Source organism: Micromonospora sp. CA-248212 (assembly GCF_050948405.1).
GTDB lineage: Bacteria > Actinomycetota > Actinomycetes > Mycobacteriales > Micromonosporaceae > Micromonospora.
In genome coordinates this window covers 5790853-5816936 of the sequence record NZ_CP192023.1, presented here as the reverse complement: position 1 = coordinate 5816936, position 26084 = coordinate 5790853, and the positions used below count along the sequence as shown (strand labels likewise).

Below are 26084 nucleotides of genomic sequence, written 5' to 3'. Positions count from 1 at the left end.
GGCTCGACCCCCCTGCGAGGCAGACCCTAGGCTGGCCGTCATGGCAGGCAGGGTGGCAGCGGTGAACCTCGGCATCGTGACCGAGGCGGAGTGGGCCGGCGACGCGAGCGGTCGCAGCGGCATCGACAAGCGGCCTGTCGACGGGCCGGTGTCGCTGCTGACCGGCGGCCTGGCCGGTGACTTCATCGGCGAGCGGGCCCACCACGGCGGGCCGGACAAGGCCGTCTACGCGTACGCCGAGGAGGACGCCGCGTGGTGGTCGGCCGAGATGGGCCGGTCGATCCGTCCGGGCGGCTTCGGGGAGAACCTGACCACCTACGCCGTCGACGTGACCGGCGCGGTCATCGGTGAACAGTGGGCGGTGGGCACGGCGGTGCTCCAGGTGACCATGCCGCGCACCCCGTGCACCACGTTCGCCGGCTTCTGGGGCGTACCGGATCTGATCAAGCGGTTCACGGTCCGGGCCACCCCGGGGGCGTACCTGCGGGTGCTGCGCGAGGGCGAGGTGGGCGCCGGCGATCCGGTCGAGGTGGTGGAACGGCCCGCGCACGGGGTGACCATCGGCGAGGTGTTCCGGGCGACCAGCCTGGAGCCGGAGCTGCTGCCCCGCCTGCTCGACGCGGACGACCTGCCGGAGCCGATCCGGGACAACGTCCGCCGCCGCCTCGCCGCCCGTTAGCCGACGTCGAGGGCGCGAGCGCCCATCCGTCGTTCTGAACGCGGTCTTCCATTCTCATTATCGATAGTGATACCGTTCGGTCGTGGAGATGTCGAGAGAGCGCTGGGCGGACCTGGCGCTGCATCCGGTGCGGATCCGGATCCTGCGTGCGGTCGCGGGCACGCGCCTGACCACCCAAGGGCTGCTTGAGCTGCTGCCCGATGTCCCGCAGGCCACGATGTACCGGCACCTGGCGATCCTGGTCAGGGCAGGGCTGGTCGAGGTGGTTGACGAACGCAGGGTTCGCGGCACCGTCGAGCGGGTGTACGCGTTGCCCGCGCACGGCGCGACGCTCGACCCGGCGGCCCTCGCCACGGCTACGCGGGAGGACCACGCGCGTTACTTCACGGCGTTCATGTCGAGCCTGCTGTCGGAGTTCTCCCGCTATCTCGCCCGGGAGCGGATCGACTTCGCCGCCGACGGTGTGGGCTACCAGCAACTCGTGCTGCACCTGACCGACGCCGAACTGGGCGAGTTCGCCGCCGGTCTCAACGCACTGGTTGGCCCGTTGCTCGGCAACCAGCCCGGCGGTGAACGGATCCCGCGACTGTTGGCGACCGTTCTGCTGCCCACCGATCTGCCGACGACCGACAGGCGTACGCCTGCGCCGACGGACGACTCCGACACGACGAAAGGGGATGACTGATGGCATCGGTCATGGTGACCAACGATGTGATCGACATTCGGTTCACCGGATGGGAGCGGGTCTGGGTCGGGCGGGAGCAGTTCGCACTGCCCCTCACCGCGGTGCGGCACGTCGCCCTGGTGGACAACCCGCTCCGTCTGGCCCGTGGTGCCCGCCGCGGATACGTGGTGTCCGGCTTCGCCAAGATCGGAGTATGGGGCCTGTACGGCGGTCCTCGGCAGCTCGTGGCAGCCCGCCGGGCGGAACCGGGACTGCACCTCGTTCTGGACCGGGCGTCGGCAGGCGGCGAGTTCGACCAGGTGGTGCTCTCCAGCCCGGCCGCGCCAGGCCTCGTGGAGACGATCACGCGTGCCATGGCGGCCCGCGCGTGACCGGCGACCACCTCGCGATCGAGGTGTCGTGCCTGACAAAGCGCTACGGTGACGTGACCGCCGTGCAGGATCTGAGCTTCACCGTGCAGCCCGGTGTGGTCACCGGATTCCTCGGCCCGAACGGCGCCGGCAAGACCACCACGATGCGCATGATGACCGGGCTGGTGTCGCCGACCAGTGGCACCGCCACGATCGGCGGGCTGCCGTACGGCCAACTGGCCCGGCCCTCGCGCACTGTCGGCGCCGTGTTCGACGCCAACGCGTTCCACCCTGGACACACCGCCCGCGACCACCTGCGCGTCTACGCCGCGATGGGCGGATATCCGGACAGCCGGGTCACCACCCTGCTCGACCTTCTCGGCCTCGCCGAGGCCGCGCACCGTCGCACCCGAGGATTCTCCACGGGCAGCCCGGTCTGGACACCGAGGCCGGCCTCCGCGCGATCCTCGGCATTCTCGGCTACACCGCGTTCGTGCCGGCCGCCGCCGGGGCCCTGGCGGTCACCTCCGAGTACCGACACCGCACCGCCGCGGTCACCTTTCTCTTCGCTCCGCGCCGTGGGCGGGTGCTCGCCGCCAAACTCGCCACGTACGCGGTCGTCGGCCTCGCGTACGGGCTCGTTCTCGCGGGCACCGCCGCGGTGGCGCTGTTCGCTGTCGCCGCCGCCCGCGACGTCCCACTCGGTCTGCCAGCCTCCACGGTGCTGGCGCTGCTCGGCCGTATCGCCGTCGCGATGGTGGTCTACCTGCTCCTCGGGGCCGGGATGGGCGCCCTCATCCACCACCAGATCGCGGCGCTGTGCGTCGTGATCGGCTATCTGTACGTGGGGGAGCCGGTGCTGATGATGATCCCGGGCGTCAACACGCTCTACCCGATCCTGCCCGGCGGAGCCACCGCCGCGCTGACCGATTTCACCTACGTCGCCGACGCCATCTCCACGGAAGTCGGCAGCGGCACCGTCAACCTGCTCCCACCGGCGGCCGGCGCTCTCCTGCTCACCGCGTACGCGGTGGCCGCCTCGGCGATCGCCCTGTTGCTGCCCCTGCGTCGAGACGTCACGTGACCGGCTGAAGGCGACGGGGCTGACCGTGTTGCCGGGGCGACGGGCCAGCGTTGGGGTGGCCCGCGGTCGCCAAGAACCGGATGACGGGGCTGAGGGCCTGCCGTTGCCCGTATCGTCCCCCTTGAGGGCATGCGGTGGAGGCCGGGTGAAGCGCGATGTCGATGGCTACGGACGGCGGCGCCATGGCAGCGGCGCCCGATCCGGCGCTGGAGCGTCCGGCGTTCCTGGAGCTCTTCTTCGACCTCGTCTACGTCTTCGCGCTGGTCACCTTGGCGACGATCCTGGCCAACGACCTGACCTGGACCGGCGTCGCCAAGGTGTTGGTGCTGCTGCTCGCGTTCGCGATGGTCTGGGCGCTGAGCGTGTGGACCGCGGACACCATCGACCTGACCAGTCCATCCGGGCAGGGGCATCTCACCTCGGTGGCGGCGGCCAGCCTGCTGTTGGCGGCGGCCGCAGCCGAGGCGTACGGCGATCGCGCGCTGCTCTTCGCGATCACCTTCGTGTTCATCCCCCTCAGCACGACCGCCTACTACGCAGTTGTCGTCTCGAGGGGCCGGCCCCTGCGGCGGTCGAGCATCCGGATCCAGACCTGGAAGTGCGTCACCGGCGTCGGCTGGATCGCCGGAGCGCTCGTCGGCGGCTCGGGCCAGCTGTCGATCTGGGCGCTCGCGATCGTCGTCGAATACGTCGGGGCGGTGTGCGGCTGGCCGCTGCCCCGGATCGGTCGCTCACGACCGGGGGACTGGCGGCTGGTCCACGCGCGGGTGGCCGAGCGCTACCGGCAGTTCGTCATCATCGCGCTCGGGGTGTCGATCTTCGTGACCGGGACGACCTTCAGCCGGAGCGATTACACGCTGGCGAGGGCCTGGGCGCTGCTCGTGGTGTTCAGCACTGTGGTGCTGATGTGGCGGATCTACATCTACCGCGCCGGTGAGCTGCTGACCGAGGCGATCGTCAGGTCGACCGACCCGGCGTTGCTCACCCAGTCCGCCGCGATCACCCATCTGATCATGGTGGCCGGCATCGCCGGGGCGGCGGTAACCAGCGACCTTGTGGTGAATCGACCGTTGGGCGAGACCCCGCCGTCGTGGGCCGCGGTCATCCTCGGCAGCCCCGCGTTGTACCTGATCGGCCGGGGCCTGCTCGACTTCACCGTGTTCGGACGCATCTCGCGGTCCCGGCTGGCCGGCGTGCTGCTGCTGGGGTGCCTGGCGCCGGCCACGCCCGTGCTTCCGCCGATCCTGGTCGCGCTGCTCGCCATGATCGTGCTGGCCCTGATCGCCGTGGCGAACCTGGCCAGCACCCGACGACACACGCGTGCGCCGGCGCCGCCGATGCTGGGGTGAGACTCCGCGCGGTGGGTGGGGCGATCCCTCACCGGGCCGGCGCGGTGACCTCGGCCCGTCTGCGACGGGCGGCCAGCCCCTCCCCGGCCAGGGTGAGCAGCAGGACCAGGTTCGCCACCACCAGGACGGCCAACGGCGGCAGCCGGAACGTGCCGGGCGCGACAAGCGCGCACAGCAGCACGACCGCCAGCAGCACGATCGCCAGCACCCGGGACCAGAGGATCCGCGCCGTCACCACGGCGTCGAACAGCACGCTGCCGAGCAGGAACAACGCCGGTCCGCCGAGAATGGCGGCCATCACGTCCGCCGGGGCGTGACCGGCCGGCCGGGCGATGACCATCGAGGTGCCGGTCGAGACCAGCACCACCCCGGCCACCATCACCAGGTGGGTGTACGAGGTGGAGGTGCCGGAGCGGACCCGCTCCACCGTCGTGACGCTTGGTGGGGCCAGGATTCGCCGGACGCGCTGGAAGTAGAGCTGGAACACCAGCACCGCGCTGACGAACGCGACCGCGCTGGCGGTCACCTGACCGGCGGTGAACCCGCTGCCGGCCAGCCCCGTGCCGATGCTCAGGATCAACTCGCCGAGCGCGACGATGAAGATCGCCCGGTGCCGCTCGGAGAGGTGCACCCCGGTGAAGATCTGGCTGGCGAGTTCGGTACGCCCCAGCCCCGGCGTCGGCCAGCCGAACCGGGCCGAGCCGAGGTCGACCGCCACCGCGAGCGACCACAGCGCCAGCCGGGCCGTCCCGTCCACGAACACCCCGGCCACCCACGGGGTCACGGTGACGCCGAACCAGAAGAAGACCCGGATGCTCCGGGCCTGGATCGGGCGGTTGATCCGGGTGCCGGGGATCAGGACGGCGTCACGGACCAGGTGGATGCCGAAGTACGCGGCGACGAAGAGCCACCCGTACCGGCCGAAGGCGTGTGGTGTCGCGATGGCCATCAGCAGGGCGCCGAGCATGACCAGCAGGACGGTCGCCTGGATGATCGGCAGCCGGGGGTTGAACAGGTCGGTGAGCCAGGCCGTGAGCACCCAGACCCACCAGGCGGCCAGCAGCAGGACGGCGGTCTGCGCCGCGTTCCGGATGCTGAGGTCATCACCCAGGCTGGCGGAGAGTCGGGAGAGCAGGAAGATGTAGACCAGGTCGAAGAAGAGTTCCAGGAAGGTCGGATATTCCGGCTCGCCCCGACGGCGAAGGATCCGGGGGAGGGGAGCGGACGTCATCGCGGCTGCCTCCTGTGCCACCCCGCGCCCGCCCGAGCGCCGCGCCCCGGCTCTGCCTACCCCTCACGCTACCGACAGCGCGGCACCTGGTGGCCCGGAAGCGGATACGGCGACGGCCCCCCGCCGACAGTGGCGGGGGGCCGTTCTCAGCAGCGGGCGATCAGCGCAGCCAGGGGATGTTGCGGTCGAGCAGACCGCGCTCCTTGAGCTCCTTGCGCAGCGGGATCTCGTCGTCGACGTACCCGTCCCAGTTGATGCCCCAGTAGTTGGCGGTGTGGGTGCCCTCACCGATCAGCTGGCGCTGCACGGGCGTGCGGTTGCGGTACCACTCGCCGTTCACGTCGGGGTGCAGCTCGTCCAGCGGACGGATCCACCGGTAGGTGTAGCCGACGAAGAGCATCTTGCGGGTGATGGTCGACAGGTTCGTCGAGCGCGAGTGCCACTGCCGGCGGTCGAAGATGAACGCGTCGCCCGGGTTGGCGGTGATCTCCACCGTGCCCTCCGGGTCGGGGTTCTGCACCGTGAGGTCCGCCGGCCGGGACAGCGAGTTCTTCAGGTGGCTGCCCGGGATGACCTTGGTGGCGCCGCGGCCGGTCTCCGACAGGTCGGACAGCACGTACGCGACCTTCAGCGAGAACATCGGGCGGGGCAGATTCGGGTCCATCGTCTCCGGGTCGGAGTTCTGCCGGTACCCGTCCTGGTGCCAACCCCAGTACGGCTTCTCCGGCTCGGCGGCCGGCGGGGTGACGTCCAGGTGGTTGTGGTGGGTGTAGATGTTCCAGCCGGCCAGCCCCCACATGTACGGGAAGGCGATCGGGTGGGTCAGCAGCTCACCGAAGAGCTCGTCGCGCTCCAGGAAGCCCAGCAGGTGCAGGGTGCCGTCCTTCTTGGTGGTGCCCTTGGCCTGCTCCTCCGCGTAGACGCGGTCGACAGCCGCCTCCAGCGCCGCCCGGTGGTCCTCCGTCAGGACGTTGCGCAGCAGGAGGAAGCCCTGCTCGTGGAACTCCTTGCGGTCAGTGTCGCTGATCGGTTCGTAGCCGGTCCGGTCGCCGTAATCGAACACCGCGTCGTACCCCTCCCCATGAGGTGAAACCATTTCTGGCACAGGCCGCCGATCGTAACGCGAGTGCCGGGGCGGTGGGAGGGCGAGCGGCGACGGTACGGCCCGGGGTCGGACCGCGTGCAGCGGGACCGGTGCGGCGAGTCACATTTACGTGATCATCGGGTGATTCTGCGGCTGTTTGTCCGATTGTGCGGTCACTGCCGGTTAAGAGATCCGGGCTCGGTCAGCCCTCGGCGAATACCTCGGCCACCACCTGGCCGGCGGGGCCCTGTTCGCCGGTCACCTGGCCCCAGGTGCCGTTGCGAGCGGTCCACTCCAGGTTGCCGAAACGGACCCGCTTCACCCCGTGGTCCTGGGCGTGCGAGACCAGCCAGTGCGCGTACCGCCAGCCGTCGCGCTGGCCCTGCGCGGTCACCGCCAGCCCTGTCTGGCTGGCCTCTTCGGCGCTCGACACACCCCAGTCCAGCGCCAGGTTGCGGGTCAGCTGCGCGGCCGCCGCCGCGCCGTGCATCACCGGGGTACGCCCCACCGTGCAGGCCACCGCCTCGGTCGCGTCGCCGAGCAGGGCCTTGGTGAGCACCTCGGAATCGTCGGCCCACTTCTGGTACGCCTCGGGGAACGCCGAGCGCTGCACCCGCTGGGCGGCATCGGTGACCCGCATCTTCTCCCAGCCGCGCACCTTCTTGAGCGCCTTGTAGAACCTGTTCGCCGCGTACCGGGGGTCACGGATCTGCTCCGGCGTGCCCCACCCCTTGCTCGGGCGCTGCTGGAACAGCCCGAGCGAGTCGCGGTCACCGTGGTCGAGGTTGCGCAGCCCCGACTCCTGGTACGCGGTGGCCAGCGCGACCACCACGGCGCGCTCGGGCATGCCGCGCTGGACGCCGATCGCCGCGATGGTGGCCGCGTTCGCCATCTGCTCCACGTCCAGGACCACCCTGCCGTCGGCCTGGACCGTGCAGGTGCGTCCCGCCAGTGGCAGCCGCAGTTCGTCCCCAACCCGCTTCAGGACGAGCCAGATCGCGATCACGGCGACGAGGATGAGCACCACTCCGCCCGCCACGGCAGCCCGAGTTCGCACCCACACCTCCTGATCGACAGTTCGACAAGCGTACGTCCCCGCCGGCGTCATCCGGGCCGTTCGACCGGTTCGGGCTTCGCTCAGCCGTCGCGCGCCGATCGGGACGTTCCCCCTGACGCGCGGAACTCACCTGCGGAGGGAGATCGTGTCTGCCGCGTCACCCGTCGTCAACAGCCGGAAGAGAATGCCTGGCCAGGACCTTTCCCGGTTGACACGTCAATCGGACGTGCCAGCGCCGAGGAGGAATTCGATGGGAACGCTGGACGGCAAGGTGGTACTCGTGACCGGCACGGGCGGTGGTCTGGGGCGCGTCGCGGCGCTGACCTTCGCCCGCGAGGGCGCGAAGGTCGTCGGGGCCGACATCCAGGTGGACGGCAACAACGAGACGGTCGACCTCGTCCGGGCCGCCGGTGGGGAGATGACGAGCGTCGCGCCCGTCGACCTGACCGACCCGGAACAGGTCCGTCAGCTCGTCGAGGACGCCGTGGCCGCGTACGGGGGGCTCGACGTCGTCTACAACAACGCGGCCGCGCTGCGCTTCGGCCCCCTGCCGGACTTCTCGGTCGACGACTGGCGGTACACGATCGCCGGTGAACTCGACATTCCGTACCTGGTGTCGAAGTTCGCCTGGCCGTACCTCGTCCGGCGCGGGGGCGGCGTCATCATCAACGCGGCCTCGATGGCCGGGATGATCGCAGGTCACGTCCCGCCGATGGTCGGCCACACGGCGGCGAACGCCGGCATCATCGGCATGACCCGCCAGCTCGCGCTCGAAGGGGCACCGCACGGCATCCGGGCGGTGGCGGTCAGCCCCGGACCCATCCTCACCCCGGCCAGTGAACGCGACCTGGGGGACGACCAGGAGGCCCGGGACGCGATCACGGCGAAGACGCTGCTCAAGCGCTTCGCCCGCCCCGAGGAGGTCGCCGAGCTGGTGGTCTTCCTCGCCTCGGACCGGGCGTCGTACATCACCGGCGCCAACTACGCGGTCGACGGTGGCGCGACGGCGTGGTGACCCTTCGGGGCGCCGCCGCAGCCGGCCGACGTCCGCGGTCCTACCCGGCCTGGTCACCGCGTTCGGCGTCCAGAGCGGCCACCCATCGCGGCGACCTCTTCTCCCGGAACGCCGTGACCCCCTCGCGGCCCTCGTCGGAGAGGAAGTAGCCGGTCGAGAGCGCGGCGAGACGGGCCAGGTCACCGCGCAGCTCGGCGGTGCCCGGCCGGCGCAGCAGATCCTTCGCGCCGGCCAGCGCGCCGGGCGCGCCGCGGACCAGGGAGTCGCAGTAGCCCCGCACCACGTCGTCCAGCTCCTGGGCCGGCACCGAGGCCGTCACCAGGCCGACCTCGACGGCACGCCGCCCGTCGAAGGTGTTCCCGGTCAGGTACAGCTCGGCGGCGGCGCGGGGGTGCAGCCGGGGCAGCACGGTCGCCGAGATCACCGCCGGGATCACCCCGATGCGGACCTCGGTGAACGCGAACGTCGCCTCGTCGGCGCAGACCGCGAGATCGGCGGCGGCGATGAGGCCGAGTCCGCCGGCCCGCGCGGGCCCGGCGACCCGGGCCAGGATCGGCTTCGGGCACTCCCAGAGCGCCGCCAGCACGTCGCCCAGCATGCCGGCGGGCACGGTTCCGCTGGCGTACGCCGCGGCGGTCTCCTTCAGGTCCGCGCCGGAGCAGAAGACCGGCCCGGTGTGGTCGAGCACGATCACCCGGACTGCGTCGTCGGCCACCGCGTCCGTCAGCCCCGCCAGCAACTGGGTCATCAGGGCGGTGGAGAGCGCGTTGCGGTTGTGCGGGCTGTCCAGGGTGAGGGTGGTCACCCCACGGGCCGTGGCGACCCGCACGAGCACGTCGGGAGAGGTCATGCCGGGCACACTAGTGGCCATGCCCGGCGTCCTTCCAGATGGTGAGACCGTCCCCGGCGACGGATCGTTGCCCGCCACCGCCACCACGGCGGTCGGCGCGCGCGGCTTCGGCGTGTACGTCCACGTCCCGTTCTGCGCCAGTCGCTGCGGCTACTGCGACTTCAACACGTACACGGCCGCCGAGCTGGGTGGGGGCGCGAGCCGCGAGGCGTACGCCGACACCGTGCTGGCCGAGCTGGCGCTCGCCGCCCGGGTGCTCGGCGACAACCCGCCACCCCGCGTCGACACCGTCTTCGTCGGTGGCGGCACGCCCACCCTGCTCCCCGCCGACGACCTGGCCCGCATCCTCGAGGGCATCGACCGCACCTGGGGGCTCGCCGCCGACGCCGAGGTGACCACCGAGGCGAATCCGGAGTCGGTCACACCGGAGTCGCTGAAGCTCCTGCGCACGGCCGGCTACACCCGGATCTCGCTGGGCATGCAGTCCGCGTCGCCCGGTGTGCTGGCGATCCTGGACCGTAAACACAGCGCCGGCCGGGCCACCGCCGCCGCCCGCGAGGCGCGCGAGGCCGGGTTCGACCACGTCAACCTGGACCTGATCTACGGCACGCCGGGGGAACGGGCCGAGGACTTCGCCGGCACGCTGGAGCAGGTCGTCGACGCCGGGGTCGACCACGTCAGCGCGTACGCCCTCATCGTGGAGGACGGCACCCGGCTCGCCGCGCGGATGAAGCGCGGCGAGGTGCCGTACCCCAGTGACGACGTGGCGGCGGACCGCTACCTGGCCGCGGAGGCCGCCCTCGACGCGGCCGGCCTCTCCTGGTACGAGGTGTCCAACTGGGCGCGCGCCGACGAGGCCCGGTGCCGGCACAACCTGCTCTACTGGACCGGCGCCGACTGGTGGGGCCTGGGCCCGGGCGCGCACAGCCACGTCGGCGGGGTGCGCTGGTGGAACGTGAAGCACCCCACCACGTACGCCCAGCGGCTGGCGGCCGGCGCGTCACCCGGCCTGGCCCGCGAGGTGCTGACCACGGACGAGGCGCACATGGAGGACGTGATGCTCCGGCTGCGGCTCGCCAGCGGACTGCCGCTGGGGGTGCTCGACGACGCCGGCCGGGCCGGTGCCGCGCGGGCCCTCGCCGACGGTCTGCTGGACGCCGAGAGGTACGCCGCCGGACGGGCGGTCCTCACCCTGCGCGGCCGGCTGCTCGCCGACGCGGTCGTGCGGGACCTGCTGCCCTGAGCCGGACGCCCGCCCGGCCGGCGGCGGTGTGCCGGACCGGCCGGGGGAGCGGCCGGCCCGGATCACTTGATGAGGTTGGCGGAGAGCGGGTAGCGGTAGAGCTGCCCCTCGTTGGCCTTGATGCCGGCGAGGATGCCGCACACGGCTCCGAGCACGACGGCCGCCACGACGCCGATGAAGCCGATGAAGATGCAGGACAGCACCCAGCCGACCAGGCCGACGATCGACCAGACGAGCTGGAAGTTGAGCGCCGACACGGCGTGCGCCCGGACGGTCGGGGACTGGCTGCCCCGGGCCAGCAACGCCACCAGCGGGGCGATCCAGCCGAGCACGCCCGCGCTGATGATCATCCCGGCCGCGCCGCCGAAGTGGGCGACGAGCGCCCAGGTCTTGTCCTCGTTGTTGGCGTAACCGCCGCCGGGGCCGCCGTACGCGCCGCCGGTCGGATACCCGCCAGTCGTGCCACCCGGCGGGGGGTAACCCCCTGGTGGGGGGTAGCCGCCCGGCGGAGGGTAGCCGCCCGACGGCGGTTGGTCACCGGTGGGCGACGGATAGCCACCGGCTGGGGGATAGCCGCCCGGGCCGGGCGCCCCGGACAGTGGTGCGGTGGGCGGCTCGGCCGACGAGGACGAGCCGGGGAGATTCGGCTCCGGCGGGTAGTTGCCGGGGTCTCCCGCGCCGGGAGGGCGAGGTGGTTCAGTCATGGTTGTCACGGTAGGTGCCGTGAGCAACGCCGCACCAGAGCGACATCGCCCTGTCGTCCGGGCCGATCGGCCCGCGGGATGTCACGGGCCGTCGTTGATCATCGCGTCGGCGGGCACGCCGACGTAGACTGGCACTCGTTACAGTCGAGTGCCAGGACGGTCCGTCGGCCCGGGTGGGCCGGCGGCCGACGTGCGACAGGAGGTGCGGAGGATGGGTCTGGACGACCGGAAGCTCGCCGTGCTCCGCGCCATCGTCGAGGACTACGTCTCGACCCAGGAGCCGGTCGGCAGCAAGGCGCTGGTCGAGCGGCACCAGCTCGGGGTCTCCCCGGCGACGGTCCGCAACGACATGGCCGTGCTGGAGGAGGAGGGCTACATCCGGCAGCCGCACACCAGCGCCGGCCGGGTGCCCACCGACCGTGGCTACCGGCTCTTCGTCGACCGGCTGTCCCGGGTCAAGCCGCTCAGTCCGGCCGAACGCCGGGCCATCGAGCGCTTCCTCGTCGGGGCCGTCGACCTCGACGACGTGGTCCACCGCACCGTACGGCTGCTCGCCCAGTTGACCCGGCAGGTGGCCGTGGTGCAGTACCCGAGCCTCGCCCGCTCCTCGGTCCGCCACCTGGAGCTGGTGCCGATCTCCACCACCCGGCTGATGCTCGTGATGATCGCGGACACCGGCCGGGTGGAGCAGCGGCTGGTGGAGCTGCCCGGACCGGTGCCCGCCGACGACGTCACCGACCTGCGTCGCCTGGTCAACGAGAAACTCGCCGGTGAGCGCATGTCGGACACCCCACCGCTGGTGCAGGCGCTGGTGGAAGAGGCGCCGGTGCAGCTGCGCCCGGCCATGACCACGCTCTCCACCGTCCTGCTGGAGACGCTCGTCGAGCGGCACGAGGAACGCATCGCCCTGGCCGGCACCGCCAACCTGACCCGGGGTGGTCTGCTCGACTTCCAGGGTTCGCTGCGGCCCATCCTGGAGGCGTTGGAGGAGGAGGTCGTGCTCCTCAAGCTCATCGGCGAGACCGAGCCCAGCACGACCCGGGTGCTGATCGGCGACGAGAACGAGTTCGACAACCTGCGTGCCGCCTCGGTGGTCAGCACCGGGTACGGCCCGGGGGCCACCATCGTGGGCGGCCTGGGGGTGCTGGGGCCCACCCGGATGGACTACCCCGGCAATATCGCCATGGTGCGCGCCGTGGCACGCTACGTGGGCGAGCTGCTGGCCCAGAACTGACCAGTCAGGGCCGACGGCCGGCTGCGGCCGCCGGTCGGCGCAACGCGAGACGAACATGAGGACACGGAACGCAGTGGCCAGGGACTACTACGGCATCCTCGGTGTCAGCCGGGAAGCCTCCGATGACGAGATCAAGCGTGCCTACCGCAAGCTGGCACGCCAGTTCCACCCGGACGTCAATCCGGACCCGGAGGCCCAGGAGAAGTTCAAGGACATCAACGCCGCGTACGAGGTCCTCTCGGACGACCGGAAGCGGCAGATCGTCGACCTGGGTGGCGACCCGCTCGCCCCCGGCGGCGGGGGCGCGGGCGGCCCGGGTGGTCCGGGGGGAGCCGGCCCGTTCGTCGGTTTCCAGGACATCATGGACGCGTTCTTCGGTGGCGCCGCGGGCGGCGCCGGCCGCGGGCCGCGTCCACGGACCCGTCCGGGCGCGGACGCGATCCTGCGCCTCGAACTGGACCTGCACGAGACGGCGTTCGGCGTGGAGGCCCCGATCACCGTGGACACCGCCGTGCTCTGCACCACCTGCTCGGGCGCCGGCACCGCGGCCGGTACCCACCTGGCCACCTGCGAGGCGTGCGCCGGCCGGGGCGAGGTGCAGTCCGTGCAGCGCACCTTCCTCGGCCAGGTGGTCTCGGCCCGGCCGTGCACCGTCTGCCAGGGCTACGGCACCACCATCCCGCACCCCTGCCCGACCTGCGCCGGCGACGGCCGGGTACGCACCCGCCGATCGCTCACCGTCAAGATCCCGGCCGGCGTCGAGGACGGCATGCGGATCCGGCTGGCCCAGCAGGGTGAGGTGGGCCCGGGCGGTGGCACCGCCGGCGACCTCTACGTGGAGATCCACGAGCGTCCGCACGACGTCTACTCCCGCAAGGGTGACGACCTGCACTGCCGCGTCACCGTGCCGATGACCGCCGCCGCGCTGGGCACCCGGCTCACCATCAAGACGCTGGACAGCGAGGAGACCGTCGACGTCAAGGCCGGCACCCAGCCGGCCAGCACGCTGCGACTGCGCGCCCGGGGCGTACCGCACCTGCGCGGCACCGGCCGGGGCGACCTCTACGTGCACCTGGACGTCCGGACGCCCACCAAGCTCGACCCCGACCAGGAGAAGATGCTGCGCGACTTCGCCAAGACCCGGGGCGAGGAGGTCGCCGAGCTGACCAAGCAGGGCGGCTTCTTCTCCCGGATGCGCGACGCGTTCAACGGGCACGCCTGAGGTGTCGGCGCCGCTGTTCCTGGTGGAGGCGCTGCCCACCGGTGACGCGCTGACCCTGGACGGCCCGGAGGGGCACCACGCCGCAACCGTGCAGCGGCTGCGCGTCGGCGAGGAGCTGCTGCTCGCCGACGGTCGGGGCGGCACGGCCGCCGCCGTGGTCACCACCGTCGGCCGGGGCAGCCTGGAGGTCGCGGTCACCTCCCGGGGGTACGCGGACGCGCCCGTACCCCGGATCGTCACCGTGCAGGGCATCGCCAAGGGTGACCGGGGCGAGCTGGCCGTGCAGGCGATGACCGAGGTCGGGGTGGACGAGATCGTGCCCTGGGCGGCGTCGCGCTCGGTGGCCCAGTGGCGCGGCGACCGGGGCGTACGCGCACGCGAGAAATGGGTGGCCACCGCCCGCGAGGCGGCGAAACAGGCCCGCCGGCCCTGGCTGCCCGTCGTGGCCGGCGCGCCGGACGAGTCCACCGCCACGGTCGCCCGCCGGATCGCCGGCGCCGCCGCCGGGTTCGTCCTGCACGAGGAGGCCGACGAGCCGCTGACCGGCGTCGACCTGCCGTCGGCCGGGGAGATCGTCCTGGTGGTCGGCCCCGAGGGCGGCATCGACCGGGCCGAACTGACGGCCTTCCGTGAGGCCGGTGGCCGGCCGGTACGCCTCGGGCCGGAGGTGCTGCGTACCTCCACGGCCGGCGTGGCCGCGCTCAGCGTGCTCGCCACCCGCCTCGGCCGCTGGTAGTCGCCCACCCCCGACTCGCCGCCACCCTGCCGCCGCTGGCTTCGGCCGCCACCCTGCCGCCGCTGGCTTCGGCCGCCACCCTGCCGCCGCTGGCTTCGGCCGCCACCCTGCCGCCGCTGGCTTCGGCCGCCACCCTGCCGCCGCTGGCTTCGGCCGCCACCCTGCCGCCGCTGGCTTCGGCCGCCAGCCTGGGCCCGCGTTCGCTTCGGCCGCTGGTGCCTGCGGCTCGCGGGCCGGTGATGCGGGCGGATCGGAGCCGCGCACTCCATTGAGCGTGATGCCTGTCAGTCATCAAGATGACTGACAGGCATCACGCTCACAGTGTTGTCCGCCGTCCGCCCGCAGGAGGCGCAGCGCACCGCCGGTCGGTCGGTGAACGCCGCGCCGAGCGTGAATCGCGAGGTCAGCTGCGTAGGTACGAAGCGCCGTTGAGGTCGACGATCGTGCCGGAGGCCCACTCGGCCTCGGGCGAGGCCAGCCAGTGCACCGCTGCCGCGATCTCCTCCGGCCGGGCCACCCGGTCGAACGGGCTCTGCGCCCGGATCGCCGCGCCCCGCTCGCCGCGCAGGTGCTCGGTCGTCATGTCGGTCGCCACGAAACCCGGCGCCACCGTGGCGACCGTGATGCCGTACGGCGCGAGCGCCACGGCGAGGGACTGACCGAGCGCGTTCAGCCCCGCCTTGCTGGCGCCGTACGCCGGCTGCTCCGGCTCGCCCCGGAACGCGCCCCGGGAGGACACGTTGACGATCCGGCCACCCCGCTGGCGCAGGTGCTGGGCGGCGCACCAGATCACGTTCCCCGCACCGGTCAGGTTGGTCTCCAGCACCTGCCGCCAGCGCGCCTGCCACTCCTCGTACGAGGTGCCGAAGACCGGGTGCGGGACGTCCCGGTCGCCGTACGTGCCGGCGTTGTTGACCAGCACGTCCAGGCCACCGAGCTGATCGGCGGCCCGGTCGACCATGGTGCGGACCGCGGCCGGGTCGGTGAGGTCGGCGCGGACCACCACGTGCCCCGACCCGGGCAGCCCGGCGCGAAGTTCCTCGGCCGCCTCGGCGGAGTCGCGGTGGTGGATGGCCACCCGGTCCCCACTGGCGGCGAACGCCTCCACCACCGCCCGGCCGATGCCGCGCGAGGACCCCGTCACCAGAACCGCCCGATCCGTCATGCCGGCCATCCTGCCTGAGCACCCCCAGTTGTAAGGAAGGGCCCCTTCCTATACCTCAGGCGTTAGCAAGGTGCCCTTCCTTACACTGCCCCGATGGGATCCGACTGCCTGTTCTGCCGCATCGTCGCCGGGGAGATCCCGGCCACCGTCGTCCGCGAGACCGACACCACGCTCGCCTTCCGCGACATTGGCCCGAAGGCCCCCGTGCACGTCCTGGTCATTCCGAAGGAGCACTACGCCGACGTCGCCACCCTCGCCGAGGGTGACCCGGCGCTGGCCGGGGCGGTGCTGGCCACGGCTGCCGCGGTCGCCGAGGACGAGGGGCTGCTCGGCGACGGGTTCCGGCTGATGTTCAACACCGGGGCGTACGGCGGGCAGGAGGTGTTCCACGTGCACGCCCACCTGCTCGGCGGCGCGCCACTGGGCCCGATGCTCGCCCGAGACCTGACCTGACGGCCGGCCCGACGCTCTGCCAGGATCGGCGCATGGCCAACGTCTGGTCCGGTGTGACGATTGATTGCCTCGACCCCGAGCGGGTAGCCCGATTCTGGAGCGGTCTGCTCGGTCGCGAGCCCGGTCCGTCGCAGCAGGGTTGGGTCTACCTCGGTGAACGTGGTGAACCTCAGCCACGGTTGGTGTTCCAGCCGGTGTCGGAAGCCAGGACCGGCAAGGTACGGATTCACCTCGACATCTCCGTTGACCGGATCGACGAGGCCATGGCCCTGGTCATCGATCTCGGTGGTCGGTACACCGGCGAGCGGCACGACTACGACGAGGGCGTGGTTGTCGTTATGGCCGACCCGGAGGACCACGAATTCTGCCTGGTCCAGTACTACCGCTGACGGCCCGTCACGCCCTGTTGACGCTTCGGTATCCGAAGCAGTAACGTCCGAGCCGACCGATTCGATTTTCGAAGCACTCGGGGGGGCTCGTGAGGGGATTGCGCACCGCCCTGTGCGAACGGCTGGGCATCGGGCTGCCGATCATCCAGGCGCCGGTGGGTTCGGCTGCGGGACCGGACCTGGCCGCAGCCGTATCCGAGGCCGGTGGCCTCGGCATGTTGGCCTTGACCTGGCAGAGTCCCGAAGAGGCACGGCGCACCATCCGGCGAACTCGCCAACTCACCACGAGGCCGTTCGGCGCGAACCTGGTTCTCGATTTTCCGGTGGACGACCTACTGACGGTGTGCCTGGAAGAGGGAGTGCCGACCATCTCCACCTTCTGGGGAGACCCGTCGCCGGCGAATGCCCGCATCCGCAAGGCGGCCGCGCTGCATCTGCACACGGTCGGCGAGGTCGCCGAAGCGGTCCACGCGGTCGCCGACGGCGTGGACGTCGTCGTGGCACAGGGCTGGGAGGCCGGCGGTCATGTCCGCGGCAGCACGTCCACGATGGCCCTGGTGCCCGCCGTCGTCGACGCGGTCGGCCCCGTACCCGTGGTTGCCGCGGGTGGGATCGCGGACGGCCGGGGGGTCGCGGCGGCGCTGGCGCTCGGCGCCCAGGGCGTCATGCTGGGCACCCGTTTCCTGGCTGCCGCCGAGGCTGCCACGCATGAGGTGTATCGGCGGCATCTGATCACCGCCGCCGGCGTGGACGCCGTGTACACCCGGTGCTTCGACGGCGGCTGGCCGCACGCGCCGCACCGGGCGTTGCGCAACGGGACCCTCCGACGGTGGGAGGCCGCCGGCTCGCCGCAGGCACCGCATCGGCCCGGCGAGGGCGATGTCGTGGCGGTGGACGCGGCCGACGAGGACCACTATCGGTACGGGGATCTGATACCGCTGCCCGACATGACCGGGGACCTGGAAGACATGGCGCTGTACGCGGGTCAGTCGGTGCACCTTGTGCACGAGGTCCTCCCCGCCGCCCGGCTGATCCACGACATGGCCGTACAGGCGGCCACCACGGTCGGCGCCCTGCACGACCTGGCTGCGTGATGGATCAAGGGTCACATCGCCTGCACGACATCGGCGCGGGCGCTGCTGACAAGGCAGTGTTGTTCGACGTCGACGGTGTGCTCATCGATTCGTACCCTGCCTACCGCCGGATCTGGAGCCAATGGGCGACGCAACGCAACCTCGACCCTGACCTGGTCTGGTCACACACCCATGGTCGCCGGCCCGTCGACACCATCGCGGTCGTAGCGCCACAGCTCGATGCGGAAGCCGAATACCTGCTGGTCCGCGAGCTCATGGCCGATGAGGGTGACGCTTTTCCCGTGTATCCCGATGCCGCCGAGGTGTTGCGTCTGCTGACCGGCCGGCGGTGGGGCGTCGTCACCTCCGGCCGAGCTCCGACGGTGCTGCACCGTCTGCTCGCAGGCGGTTTACCCGATCCTCCCGTGCTGGTCGACAGCGGCCACGTCCGGCTGGGCAAACCCGATCCCGAGGGCTACCTGCAAGCCGCGCAGTTACTCGACCTCCCGGCGTCCGACTGCTTGGTGATCGAGGACGCCCCCGCAGGCATCGAAGCAGCCCGAGCCGCAGGCATGACAGTGATCGCCGTACGCACCACCCATCCCGACGACGAACTCGTCGGCGCACACCACCGCGTCGACACCCTCGGCGACACCATCCCCCTCATCACCGACTGGCTGGACAGGGCGCACCGGTGAACGACGTAGTCTGGCCGGAGATTACGGTTGTCGATGCGTGCGTGCGTGCGTGCGGCGCGACGGTCGGGGTGGCAGCCCCACTGCCGTCACCGACGACGACCCGGCGGCGACGGACCCCGACCGGTGTGCGGTGGCTGCCGCGGCCGGCACCTCGCACGCGGCGTTCGTCGGCCCGGGTCGGACGCGGGACGGCGGCTGGCCGGTCCGCTTCTTCACCGCCACCGGCGAGCTGTCCGGCTGCGGCCACGGCACCGTTGCCGCGCAGGCCGTCCGGTTGATGCGTACCGGGCGCGCTGAGCTCAAGGATCGCCAACACACCGGCGGGCGCACCTTCGACACCGTCGCGATCCGCCGCCCCGGCGGCATCGAGGTGTGGTTCGACCAGGGACTCGTCGCACTGCGTCACCCGGCGCCGAACGAGTGGGCCGCGATCGTCGACGCGCTCGGGCTCAGGGCGGACGATCCGCATCCTCAGGACGGGCCACGGATCGCTGCGCCCGGCGCACCGCGCATGCTGGTACCGGTCCGCGACCGGTCGGCGCTGGTCCGAGTCTGCCCACACCCCGGCAGGCTGGCTGCGGCGTGTCGGCGGTACGGGCTCCTCGGCTGTTTCGTGTACGTGCCGCCGCTGGGCGACCGACCGGGTGCGGCGCGGATGTTCGCGCCGGCCATCGGCGTCGACGAGGACGTCGCCAACGCCAACAGCACCGGCTGCCTCGCCGCCCACCTGCTCGACTCGACCGGGGCGCAGACCGTCGCGATCGAGGTGGAGCAGGGTGACACCCTCGGTCGACCCGCCAGCGTGCTCGCTTCGGCCCGACGTGGGCCGGCGGGCATCACGACCCGGGTCGGCGGGTTGGCGGTCGTCCGCGACGGAGACTGAGGCGACGAATCAACGCACTGGACACTGCTGTATCGGACATCGAGCATCAAGAGGGGCGCAACGGCGATGACGGTACCCAGGCCAGGCCAGCCGGTACGCGGATCGAGTACCGGACGACCCCTCATGGCCGCCCTCGACCTGTTTGGCCGCCGCTGGAACCTGCGCATCGTCTGGGAGTTGCAGCACGGGCCGCTCGGTTTCCGCGCGCTGCAGCAGCGCTGCGACAACATGTCCTCCAGCGTCCTGCGGCAACGGCTCACCGAACTACTTGACGCCCACCTCGTCGCCCAGCAGCCGGACACCGCCTACACGCTCACGGAGCTGGGGCGCGGCGCCTACCAGGCATTGCGCCCGCTCGTGCGCTGGTCCCACGCGTGGGCCTCGGCCCGGGGCGAGGACGCGGAAGATGAACCCCTGAATCACCGCCCCTGACGCTTCTCCACCGCAGGTCGCGAGTTGATCGCGGCCAGCGGAAATGGGCGCGATGCGGCCCGCGTTGAACCGATACGATGGGTGTAACGTCCGCACGCCGTGCCAGCTGGGCCGGCGCCGAGATTGAGAGCAGGTGCGCAGGGCCCCTCGGCCCAACCTATGACTGGCACCCCACCTCCCGGCCCGCCCCGGGTGCAGACCAGGATCACCGTGCCCGACCCCAAGATCATGGTCAATCTGCTGGGCGCGGGTGACGAGATCCTGCGCCTCGTCGAACGCTCGGTCGCCAGTGACGTGCACGTCCGCGGCAACGAGATCACCATCACCGGCGCTCCCGCCGACAACGCCCTCGCCGAGCGGGTCTTCAGTGAGCTGCTCGAACTCATCGAGAAAGGCGAGACCCTGACCACTGACGCCGTCCGGCGTACCGTCGGCATGCTCGAGCAGGGCAGCGCCGAGCGGCCCGCCGAGGTCCTGACCCTCGACATTCTCTCCCGCCGCGGGCGCACCATCCGCCCGAAGACGCTCGGGCAGAAGCGGTACGTCGACGCGATCGACTCGCACACCATCGTCTTCGGCATCGGCCCGGCCGGTACCGGCAAGACGTACCTGGCCATGGCGAAGGCCGTCCAGGCGTTGCAGGCGAAGCAGGTCAACCGGATCATCCTGACCCGGCCGGCGGTCGAGGCCGGCGAGCGGCTGGGCTTCCTGCCTGGCACGCTCAACGAGAAGATCGACCCGTACCTGCGCCCGCTCTACGACGCGCTGCACGACATGATCGACCCGGAGTCGATCCCGAAGCTGATGGCCGCCGGCACGATCGAGGTCGCCCCGCTGGCGTACATGCGCGGTAGGACCCTCAATGACGCGTTCATCATCCTGGACGAGGCGCAGAACACCACGCCCGAGCAGATGAAGATGTTCCTCACCCGGCTCGGCTTCAACTCCAAGATTGTCGTGACGGGTGACATCACCCAGGTGGACCTTCCCGGCGGGACGAGCAGCGGGCTGCGCGTCGTCCGGGAGATCCTGGGAAACGTCGACGACGTGCACTTCGCCCAGTTGTCCAGCTCCGACGTGGTGCGTCACCGGCTGGTCGGGGAGATCGTCGACGCGTACGCCCGCTGGGACGCCGAGCGGGAGAACCAGCAGGCGCAGGGCGTCCATGCCGTACCCGGGCGACCCGCCCAGGGCGGCCGGGCCGGCCGCCGCCGCTAAAGCAGAGGAAAGCAGTTGTCCATCGAGATCGCCAACGAGTCCGGTGTCGACGTCGACACCGACGCCGTGCTCGCCGTCGCCCGGCACGCCCTCGACGAGATGGGGGTAAACCCCCTCGCCGAGCTGTCCGTGCTGCTGGTCGACATCGACTACATGACCGAGCTGAACCACCGCTGGATGGGCGGGGACGGCCCCACCGACGTGCTCGCCTTCCCGATGGACGAGGGAAGCGTCGACCACGGTCCGGGCGAGACCGCACCGGCCGGCGGCGAACCGGCCCTGCTCGGCGACATTGTGCTCTGCCCCGAGGTGGCGGCCAAGCAGGCCGCGGCCGCCGGGCACGCCCCGGCCGACGAGCTGCACCTGCTCACCGTGCACGGCGTGCTGCACCTGCTCGGGTACGACCACGCGGAGCCGGAGGAGGAACGGGAGATGTTCGGCCTCCAGGCCCGACTGCTGGCGAGCTGGCGGTCGACCCGCACCCCGTGATGTCCACTCCTGTGTTACTCGCGGTCGGCCCCACGGCCGGCCTTCCCGACCTGCAACTGATCGTCTTCGCGGCCGGCCTGGTGGTGCTGGCCGGCGTGATCGCGATGACCGAGGCGGCGCTCGCCGCGGTCTCGCCGGCCCGGGCCGCCGAACTGGCCCGGGACGGCGTGCGCGGTGCCCGTACCCTCCAGGTCGTGGCCGGGGACGTCGTCCGGCACCTCAACCTGCTGCTGCTGTTGCGGCTGCTCGCCGAGCTGACCGCCACCACGCTGGTGGCGCTGGTCGCGGTGGACAGCTTCGGCGCGGGTTGGCGGGCAGCGCTGGTCACCGCGGGCGCGATGACAGTGGTCAGCTTCGTGGTGGTCGGTGTCGCCCCGCGCACCATCGGCCGGCAGCACGCGTACGCCGTGGGCCGGGCGGTCGCGCCGCTGGTCCGCTGGCTGGGTCGCGCGCTCAACCCGCTCGCGTCGCTGCTCATCCTGATCGGCAACGCGGTCACCCCGGGCCGCGGCTTCCGGGAGGGGCCGTTCGCCAGCCAGGTGGAGCTGCGTGAGCTGGTCGACCTGGCCGAGCAGCGTGGCGTCGTGGAGCACGGCGAGCGCCAGATGATCCACTCGGTCTTCGCGCTCGGCGACACCATCGCCCGCGAGGTGATGGTGCCGCGCACCGAGATGGTGTGGATCGAGGAGGGCAAGACCCTGGCCCAGGCGCTGGTGCTCTTTCTGCGCTCGGGTTTCTCCCGCATCCCGGTCATCGGCGAGAGCGTCGACGACGTACTCGGGGTGCTCTACCTCAAGGACCTGATCCGCCGGTCGCGCGGCGGCGACCCGGGCGCCGAGCAGGTGCCGGTGGCCGAGCTGATGCGCCCGGCGACCTTCGTGCCGGAGTCCAAGCCGGTCGACGACCTGCTGTCGGAGATGCAGGCGGCACGCAACCACCTGGTCATCGTGGTCGACGAGTACGGCGGCACCGGTGGCCTCGTCACCATCGAGGACATCCTGGAGGAAATCGTCGGTGAGATCACCGACGAGTACGATGTCGAACGCCCGCCGGTCGAGCGCCTCGCGGACTCCTCGGTGCGGGTCACGGCCCGCCTGCCGGTGGAGAACCTGGGCGAGCTGTTCGACACCGACCTGCCCACCGACGAGGTGGAGACGGTCGGTGGCCTGCTCGCCCAGTCGCTGGGGCGGGTGCCGATCCCCGGAGCGGAGGTCGAGGTGGCCGGTCTCCGGCTGGTCGCCGAGGGCACCACCGGTCGGCGCAACCGGATCGACACCGTCCTGGTGAGCAGGGTGGAGTCGGGCGACACGCAGGACGCCACCGGGCGCGGCGAGCACGCCGGCCCCGGCAGCGACCCGAACCACTACCGAGACGACGAGAGGCAAGCCGCCGATGCCTGAGACACCCGCCGCGCCCACCGCCCGGCCCACCCCTGGCGCACCGGCGCCGCTGAGCGCCGAGGACGGCAAGCTCGTCGTCCTGGCCCGGGGCGCCCGTGCGCGGGTCGGTGCCGTGGAGGGCGCCGCGGTCCGGGATCAGGACGGTCGGACGTACGCGGCGGCGAGCGTGGCGCTGCCCTCGCTGACCCTCACCGCGCTGCAGTTGGCGGTCGCCTCGGCGGTCGCCGCCGGGGCGAGTCGGCTGGAGGCGGCGGCGGTGGTGACCGAGGCGTCGACGCTGGACGGCGCGGGGCACGCGGTGGTGCGTGACCTCGCCCCGGACGCGCCGATCCACGTCGCCGCCCCGGACGGCACGGTCCTCGGCACGGTGACCGAGTGAGCCCGGTGCGCGACCCGGAGGCCCGCCCGTACCGGGCCGGGTTCGGCTGTTTCGTCGGCCGTCCCAACGCGGGGAAGTCCACCCTGACCAACGCGATCGTCGGCACCAAGATCGCGATCACGTCGAACAAGCCGCAGACCACCCGGCACGTCATCCGGGCGGTGCTGCACCGCCCGGAGTCGCAGCTGGTCCTGGTGGACACGCCCGGCCTGCACCGACCTCGTACGCTGCTCGGCGAGCGCCTCAACGACCTGGTCCGCTCCACCTGGACCGAGGTGGACGTCATCGGCCTGTGCATCCCGGCGGACGAGCCGGTCGGGCGCGGTGACCGGTTCATCACGGGCGAGCTGGCCGAGCTGAAGGCGACCGTGCTGGCGGTTGTCACCAAGACCGACCTGGTGGACAAGCGTCGGTTGGCCGAGCAGTTGCTCGCGGTCAGCGAGCTGGGGGAGTTCGCCGAGATCGTGCCGGTGAGCGCGGTCTCCGGGCACCAGGTGGGCACCCTCGTCGACGTGATGACGAAGTACCTGCCGCCGTCGCCGCAGCTCTACCCCGACGACATGCTGACCGACGACCCGGAGCAGGTGCTGGTCGCGGAGCTGATCCGGGAGGCGGCCCTGGAGGGGGTCCGCGACGAGCTGCCGCACTCCATCGCCGTGGTGGTGGAGGAGATGATCCCCGAGGGCCAGCTCATGAAGATCTACGCCGACGTGTACGTGGAGCGTCCCAGCCAGAAGGCGATCGTGCTCGGCCACCGGGCCAGCCGGCTCAAGGAGGTCGGCACCACCGCCCGTCGGCAGATCGAGGAGCTGCTCGGCTCGCGGGTCTACCTCGACCTGCACGTCCGGGTCGCGAAGGACTGGCAGCGCGACCCACGGCAGTTGCGCAAGCTGGGTTTCTGAGGCGTCGTTTGGCTCGTGGGTCGGGCCGGGTAGGGGAGAGGGCAACCCCCGCGCCCCCGATCCAGATGCAGGCTGATGCGCAACAGATATCTCGATCTGCTCCGTTTCCTGGCCATCGTTCGAGTCGTCGTCTACCACGTCACCGGGTGGGCGACCCTCACTCTGGTGTTCCCCGCCATGTCGGTGATGTTCGCGCTGGCCGGCTCGCTGATGGCCGCCTCGCTCGCCCGGTCCGGCCCGGCGGCGGTCGGCCGTCGGCTGCGCCGTCTGCTGCCGTCGCTGTGGGTGGTGGCGGTGGTCTTCGTGCCGGCCATGTTGTTCACCGGGTTGCCGCTGTCCCCACGGGTGCTGCTGTGGCTGTTCCCGATCGCCGACCCGCCGGCCAACAACTGGGGCGCCCTGGCGCTGAGCGTCATCTGGTACCTGCGCGACTACCTCTGGTTCGTGTTCGCCTCACCGGTCGCGTTCTGGCTGTTCCGGCGGGCCCCGCTTGCCACCCTGCTCGCCCCGTACCTGCTGCTGGTGACCATCGAGGTGGGCATCTACCCGGCGCCGCCGGTGGTGCGCGAGTTCGGGCTGTACTTCGGCGCGTGGGTGCTGGGCTTCGCCCACCACGCCGGGATGCTGCGCCGCCTCACCGGCCGGGTGCTGTACCCGCTCGCGCTGGCCCTCGCCGTCGTCGGCGGGGCCTGGATCGTCACGCATCCCGGCCCCCGGGGGTACGACCTCAACGACAACCACCTGGGCAACGCCCTCTGGTCGGCCGCGTTCATCCTGGTCGTCCTGGGCCGGGCGCCGGCCGGGGTGGCCTGGCTGTCGCGCAGCCGGCTCGCCGACCGGGCGGTGACCGTGGTCAACCGGCGGGCGCTCACCATCTACCTCTGGCACCTGCCGTTCGTGGTGGCGCTCACCCCGCTCGTCGACGTGGTCGGCTGGTCCCACCAGGACCCGGTGGGACTGGCGGTACGGGTGCTGCTGGTCTTCGCGCTGGTCGGTCTGGTCACGCTGGCCGTCGGCTGGGTCGAGGACGTCGCCGCCCGCCGCCGCCCGGAACTGGTCCCCGTCGGCTCGCCGGCCGTCCCCGGCAACGGCCGGACAGATCGGCCTGCGATCGGCGAGACCGTGGGGCGGGCCACCGTGCCGGCGCAGCGGCTGCCCGCCGAGGCGGCGACGGTCGAGATCAACGCTCGCTGATGGTGACGTCGCCGCTGCCCGCCGAGCCGTCGAGCACCAGGGACGCCACCGGGTCGTCCGCCACGGTGATCCGCGCGTCGCCGGAGCCGGTGCTGGAGCGGACCCGGTAGCTGCCCGCCGGTACGAGCAGGCTGACGTCTCCGCTGGAGGCGTGCGCCCGCGCCGAGGTCGGCGTCTCCAACTCGATGGTCACGTTGCCCGAGCCGGCCTCGGCGTCCGTCGCGCCGGCCACCCGGCGGGCGCTGACGTCGCCGGAGCCGGCCCGCAGCCGTACCGTCGAACCGGCCTCGCTCAGGTCGATGTTGCCCGAGCCGGTCTCCACGTCGAGCGAGCCCGTGACCTCGGTGATCCGTACGTCACCCGAGCCCAGCCGCAGCTTCACCGCGCCCACCTTGGTCAGCTCGACGTCGCCCGAGCCGTTGTCGCCCTGCACGCTCACGCCCGCCGGCACGGTCACCTCGTACGAGACGCTGCACCGGTCACCGCAGTCGGTGTTCAACACCAACTCGCTGTCCTTGATCTCGTACCGCGCCTTGGGTTCGCCGCCCTGGTAGCGCACCACCCGCTTGATCCGCGCCTCGCCCGCCGCGCCGGTGCCTCGGATGATCACGTCCCCGGAGCCCCCGTCCACCCGGATGGTGGTGATTTTCACCGGCTCGGTGTCGTCGTAGTCGAGCCGACGAAACGACAGGTTGTCGCACCCGGCCAGCAGGATGAGGGCGGTGGACAACCCCAACGCGACGGGCGCGGCGGCGCGGCGACGGCGGACGGCGGTGCTCTGGTGCGGTGCCATGGCAGCACGCTAACGGCGGTCGTCGGCCCGGCGCATCGGGGTTCATCCTCGCGTCCACCCCGAAGCGACCCTGATTTCACACCCCGAGGGAGA

General features: G+C 71.8%; 29 protein-coding genes and 1 pseudogene. 23 read left to right on the top strand and 7 right to left on the bottom strand.

The window, feature by feature from the left end; translation table 11 throughout:
- The first annotated feature begins 40 nt into the window (after window positions 1-40).
- The 6 genes and pseudogenes from ACQP03_RS27295 to ACQP03_RS27270 all read left to right on the top strand — a co-directional run bounded on the left by ACQP03_RS27295 (window position 41) and on the right by ACQP03_RS27270 (window position 4147).
- Window positions 41-679, top strand: a complete 639-nt coding sequence (locus ACQP03_RS27295) for an MOSC domain-containing protein (RefSeq protein WP_357133211.1) — start codon at window positions 41-43, stop codon at window positions 677-679.
- 88 nt (window positions 680-767) lie between these two features.
- Window positions 768-1364: a helix-turn-helix domain-containing protein gene (locus ACQP03_RS27290; protein ID WP_357133366.1), complete on the top strand. Its 597-nt coding sequence runs from the start codon at window positions 768-770 to the stop codon at window positions 1362-1364.
- Window positions 1364-1735: a hypothetical protein gene (locus ACQP03_RS27285; RefSeq protein WP_179780533.1), complete on the top strand. Its 372-nt coding sequence runs from the start codon at window positions 1364-1366 to the stop codon at window positions 1733-1735. Before ACQP03_RS27290 ends, ACQP03_RS27285 begins: the two co-directional genes overlap by 1 nt.
- Window positions 1732-2082: pseudogene (locus tag ACQP03_RS27280) on the top strand (ATP-binding cassette domain-containing protein); the annotation flags it as partial. The gene ACQP03_RS27285 and the pseudogene ACQP03_RS27280, both read left to right, overlap by 4 nt.
- A gap of 125 nt (window positions 2083-2207) precedes the next feature.
- Window positions 2208-2798: an ABC transporter permease gene (locus ACQP03_RS27275; protein WP_357133383.1), complete on the top strand. Its 591-nt coding sequence runs from the start codon at window positions 2208-2210 to the stop codon at window positions 2796-2798.
- A 155-nt stretch (window positions 2799-2953) separates the two neighbouring features.
- Window positions 2954-4147 carry a low temperature requirement protein A gene (locus ACQP03_RS27270; RefSeq protein WP_357133215.1) on the top strand — a complete coding sequence of 398 codons (1194 nt, stop codon included), beginning with the start codon at window positions 2954-2956 and terminating at the stop codon, window positions 4145-4147.
- A 28-nt stretch (window positions 4148-4175) separates the two neighbouring features.
- Here the strand turns inward: ACQP03_RS27270 and ACQP03_RS27265 are convergent, their stop codons facing one another.
- From ACQP03_RS27265 to ACQP03_RS27255, 3 genes are all read right to left on the bottom strand, one after another.
- On the bottom strand, window positions 4176-5378 hold the full coding sequence (locus tag ACQP03_RS27265; RefSeq protein WP_433458968.1) for a low temperature requirement protein A: 1203 nt from the start codon (window positions 5376-5378) through the stop codon (window positions 4176-4178).
- Between the two features lie 160 nt (window positions 5379-5538).
- Window positions 5539-6441: a phytanoyl-CoA dioxygenase family protein gene (locus tag ACQP03_RS27260; RefSeq protein WP_238649186.1), complete on the bottom strand. Its 903-nt coding sequence runs from the start codon at window positions 6439-6441 to the stop codon at window positions 5539-5541.
- 223 nt (window positions 6442-6664) lie between these two features.
- Complete coding sequence (locus ACQP03_RS27255; protein ID WP_433458965.1) at window positions 6665-7570, bottom strand: hypothetical protein; 906 nt, start codon at window positions 7568-7570, stop codon at window positions 6665-6667.
- A 199-nt stretch (window positions 7571-7769) separates the two neighbouring features.
- Here ACQP03_RS27255 and ACQP03_RS27250 point away from each other — a divergent pair, with 199 nt between their 5' ends.
- Window positions 7770-8534, top strand: coding sequence for an SDR family NAD(P)-dependent oxidoreductase (locus tag ACQP03_RS27250; protein ID WP_357133222.1), 765 nt, complete (start codon window positions 7770-7772; stop codon window positions 8532-8534).
- Window positions 8535-8574: 40 nt separating this feature from the next.
- Here the strand turns inward: ACQP03_RS27250 and ACQP03_RS27245 are convergent, their stop codons facing one another.
- A complete protein-coding gene (locus tag ACQP03_RS27245; RefSeq protein WP_357133224.1) occupies window positions 8575-9384 on the bottom strand; it encodes an enoyl-CoA hydratase-related protein in 810 nt (269 codons plus the stop codon).
- A 19-nt stretch (window positions 9385-9403) separates the two neighbouring features.
- On the opposite strand from ACQP03_RS27245, the gene hemW reads away from it, so the two are divergent.
- Window positions 9404-10627, top strand: coding sequence for a radical SAM family heme chaperone HemW (hemW, locus tag ACQP03_RS27240; RefSeq protein WP_357133368.1), 1224 nt, complete (start codon window positions 9404-9406; stop codon window positions 10625-10627).
- Window positions 10628-10689: 62 nt separating this feature from the next.
- Here hemW and ACQP03_RS27235 read toward each other — a convergent pair whose 3' ends face one another.
- Complete coding sequence (locus ACQP03_RS27235) at window positions 10690-11331, bottom strand: DUF4870 domain-containing protein (RefSeq protein WP_433458963.1); 642 nt, start codon at window positions 11329-11331, stop codon at window positions 10690-10692.
- 211 nt (window positions 11332-11542) lie between these two features.
- On the opposite strand from ACQP03_RS27235, the gene hrcA reads away from it, so the two are divergent.
- The 3 genes from hrcA (at window position 11543) to ACQP03_RS27220 (ending at window position 14523) form a co-directional block, all read left to right on the top strand.
- Window positions 11543-12565 carry a heat-inducible transcriptional repressor HrcA gene (gene hrcA, locus ACQP03_RS27230; protein ID WP_355053206.1) on the top strand — a complete coding sequence of 341 codons (1023 nt, stop codon included), beginning with the start codon at window positions 11543-11545 and terminating at the stop codon, window positions 12563-12565.
- A 73-nt stretch (window positions 12566-12638) separates the two neighbouring features.
- Window positions 12639-13787, top strand: a complete 1149-nt coding sequence (gene dnaJ / locus ACQP03_RS27225; protein WP_355053230.1) for a molecular chaperone DnaJ — start codon at window positions 12639-12641, stop codon at window positions 13785-13787.
- Window position 13788: 1 nt separating this feature from the next.
- Window positions 13789-14523: a 16S rRNA (uracil(1498)-N(3))-methyltransferase gene (locus ACQP03_RS27220; protein WP_357133229.1), complete on the top strand. Its 735-nt coding sequence runs from the start codon at window positions 13789-13791 to the stop codon at window positions 14521-14523.
- 403 nt (window positions 14524-14926) lie between these two features.
- On the opposite strand, the gene ACQP03_RS27215 is transcribed toward ACQP03_RS27220, so the two are convergent.
- The gene (locus tag ACQP03_RS27215) at window positions 14927-15688 is read right to left on the bottom strand and encodes an SDR family NAD(P)-dependent oxidoreductase (RefSeq protein ID WP_357175648.1); all 762 of its coding nucleotides are present in this window, start codon (window positions 15686-15688) and stop codon (window positions 14927-14929) included.
- A 93-nt stretch (window positions 15689-15781) separates the two neighbouring features.
- Here ACQP03_RS27215 and ACQP03_RS27210 point away from each other — a divergent pair, with 93 nt between their 5' ends.
- From ACQP03_RS27210 to ACQP03_RS27155, 12 genes are all read left to right on the top strand, one after another.
- A complete protein-coding gene (locus ACQP03_RS27210; RefSeq protein ID WP_357133233.1) occupies window positions 15782-16141 on the top strand; it encodes a histidine triad nucleotide-binding protein in 360 nt (119 codons plus the stop codon).
- Between the two features lie 32 nt (window positions 16142-16173).
- Window positions 16174-16530, top strand: coding sequence for a VOC family protein (locus ACQP03_RS27205; RefSeq protein ID WP_357133235.1), 357 nt, complete (start codon window positions 16174-16176; stop codon window positions 16528-16530).
- Between the two features lie 89 nt (window positions 16531-16619).
- A complete protein-coding gene (locus tag ACQP03_RS27200) occupies window positions 16620-17624 on the top strand; it encodes an NAD(P)H-dependent flavin oxidoreductase (protein ID WP_357175645.1) in 1005 nt (334 codons plus the stop codon).
- On the top strand, window positions 17624-18301 hold the full coding sequence (locus tag ACQP03_RS27195) for an HAD-IA family hydrolase (protein WP_357398845.1): 678 nt from the start codon (window positions 17624-17626) through the stop codon (window positions 18299-18301). Before ACQP03_RS27200 ends, ACQP03_RS27195 begins: the two co-directional genes overlap by 1 nt.
- A 37-nt stretch (window positions 18302-18338) precedes the next feature.
- The gene (locus tag ACQP03_RS27190) at window positions 18339-19184 is read left to right on the top strand and encodes a PhzF family phenazine biosynthesis protein (protein ID WP_433458959.1); all 846 of its coding nucleotides are present in this window, start codon (window positions 18339-18341) and stop codon (window positions 19182-19184) included.
- 123 nt (window positions 19185-19307) lie between these two features.
- Entirely contained in the window at window positions 19308-19616 is a 309-nt protein-coding gene (locus ACQP03_RS27185) for a winged helix-turn-helix transcriptional regulator (protein ID WP_357133241.1), read from the top strand.
- A 159-nt stretch (window positions 19617-19775) separates the two neighbouring features.
- Window positions 19776-20834, top strand: a complete 1059-nt coding sequence (locus ACQP03_RS27180) for a PhoH family protein (protein WP_355053214.1) — start codon at window positions 19776-19778, stop codon at window positions 20832-20834.
- A 15-nt stretch (window positions 20835-20849) separates the two neighbouring features.
- Complete coding sequence (ybeY, locus tag ACQP03_RS27175; protein ID WP_357133243.1) at window positions 20850-21323, top strand: rRNA maturation RNase YbeY; 474 nt, start codon at window positions 20850-20852, stop codon at window positions 21321-21323.
- Window positions 21299-22723, top strand: coding sequence for a hemolysin family protein (locus ACQP03_RS27170; protein WP_357133373.1), 1425 nt, complete (start codon window positions 21299-21301; stop codon window positions 22721-22723). The genes ybeY and ACQP03_RS27170 overlap by 25 nt, the downstream gene beginning before the upstream one ends.
- Window positions 22716-23102 (top strand): cytidine deaminase, encoded by a 387-nt coding sequence (locus tag ACQP03_RS27165; protein WP_357175640.1) that lies wholly within the window; start codon window positions 22716-22718, stop codon window positions 23100-23102. The genes ACQP03_RS27170 and ACQP03_RS27165 overlap by 8 nt, the downstream gene beginning before the upstream one ends.
- Before the next feature lie 5 nt (window positions 23103-23107).
- A complete protein-coding gene (era, locus tag ACQP03_RS27160; RefSeq protein ID WP_396833302.1) occupies window positions 23108-24004 on the top strand; it encodes a GTPase Era in 897 nt (298 codons plus the stop codon).
- Between the two features lie 75 nt (window positions 24005-24079).
- The gene (locus ACQP03_RS27155; protein WP_357175635.1) at window positions 24080-25198 is read left to right on the top strand and encodes an acyltransferase family protein; all 1119 of its coding nucleotides are present in this window, start codon (window positions 24080-24082) and stop codon (window positions 25196-25198) included.
- Here ACQP03_RS27155 and ACQP03_RS27150 read toward each other — a convergent pair.
- Window positions 25185-25991, bottom strand: coding sequence for a DUF4097 family beta strand repeat-containing protein (locus ACQP03_RS27150; RefSeq protein WP_357133251.1), 807 nt, complete (start codon window positions 25989-25991; stop codon window positions 25185-25187). The two genes, ACQP03_RS27155 and ACQP03_RS27150, sit on opposite strands and share 14 nt — an antisense overlap.
- Window positions 25992-26084 lie beyond the last annotated feature (93 nt).

Bases quoted from the DNA above. Each gene is read 5' to 3' on its own strand.
- ACQP03_RS27295 (WP_357133211.1), top strand. From the start codon at position 41: ATGGCAGGCAGGGTGGCAGCGGTGAACCTCGGCATCGTGACCGAGGCG.
- ACQP03_RS27290 (WP_357133366.1), top strand. From the start codon at position 768: ATGTCGAGAGAGCGCTGGGCGGACCTGGCGCTGCATCCGGTGCGGATC.
- ACQP03_RS27285 (WP_179780533.1), top strand. From the start codon at position 1,364: ATGGCATCGGTCATGGTGACCAACGATGTGATCGACATTCGGTTCACC.
- ACQP03_RS27270 (WP_357133215.1), top strand. From the start codon at position 2,954: ATGTCGATGGCTACGGACGGCGGCGCCATGGCAGCGGCGCCCGATCCG.
- ACQP03_RS27265 (WP_433458968.1), bottom strand. From the start codon at position 5,378: ATGACGTCCGCTCCCCTCCCCCGGATCCTTCGCCGTCGGGGCGAGCCG.
- ACQP03_RS27255 (WP_433458965.1), bottom strand. From the start codon at position 7,570: ATGACGCCGGCGGGGACGTACGCTTGTCGAACTGTCGATCAGGAGGTG.
- ACQP03_RS27250 (WP_357133222.1), top strand. From the start codon at position 7,770: ATGGGAACGCTGGACGGCAAGGTGGTACTCGTGACCGGCACGGGCGGT.
- ACQP03_RS27245 (WP_357133224.1), bottom strand. From the start codon at position 9,384: ATGACCTCTCCCGACGTGCTCGTGCGGGTCGCCACGGCCCGTGGGGTG.
- hemW (WP_357133368.1), top strand. From the start codon at position 9,404: ATGCCCGGCGTCCTTCCAGATGGTGAGACCGTCCCCGGCGACGGATCG.
- ACQP03_RS27235 (WP_433458963.1), bottom strand. From the start codon at position 11,331: ATGACTGAACCACCTCGCCCTCCCGGCGCGGGAGACCCCGGCAACTAC.
- hrcA (WP_355053206.1), top strand. From the start codon at position 11,543: ATGGGTCTGGACGACCGGAAGCTCGCCGTGCTCCGCGCCATCGTCGAG.
- ACQP03_RS27215 (WP_357175648.1), bottom strand. From the start codon at position 15,688: ATGACGGATCGGGCGGTTCTGGTGACGGGGTCCTCGCGCGGCATCGGC.
- ACQP03_RS27210 (WP_357133233.1), top strand. From the start codon at position 15,782: ATGGGATCCGACTGCCTGTTCTGCCGCATCGTCGCCGGGGAGATCCCG.
- ACQP03_RS27205 (WP_357133235.1), top strand. From the start codon at position 16,174: ATGGCCAACGTCTGGTCCGGTGTGACGATTGATTGCCTCGACCCCGAG.
- ACQP03_RS27195 (WP_357398845.1), top strand. From the start codon at position 17,624: ATGGATCAAGGGTCACATCGCCTGCACGACATCGGCGCGGGCGCTGCT.
- ACQP03_RS27185 (WP_357133241.1), top strand. From the start codon at position 19,308: ATGGCCGCCCTCGACCTGTTTGGCCGCCGCTGGAACCTGCGCATCGTC.
- ACQP03_RS27180 (WP_355053214.1), top strand. From the start codon at position 19,776: ATGACTGGCACCCCACCTCCCGGCCCGCCCCGGGTGCAGACCAGGATC.
- ACQP03_RS27165 (WP_357175640.1), top strand. From the start codon at position 22,716: ATGCCTGAGACACCCGCCGCGCCCACCGCCCGGCCCACCCCTGGCGCA.
- ACQP03_RS27155 (WP_357175635.1), top strand. From the start codon at position 24,080: ATGCGCAACAGATATCTCGATCTGCTCCGTTTCCTGGCCATCGTTCGA.
- ACQP03_RS27150 (WP_357133251.1), bottom strand. From the start codon at position 25,991: ATGGCACCGCACCAGAGCACCGCCGTCCGCCGTCGCCGCGCCGCCGCG.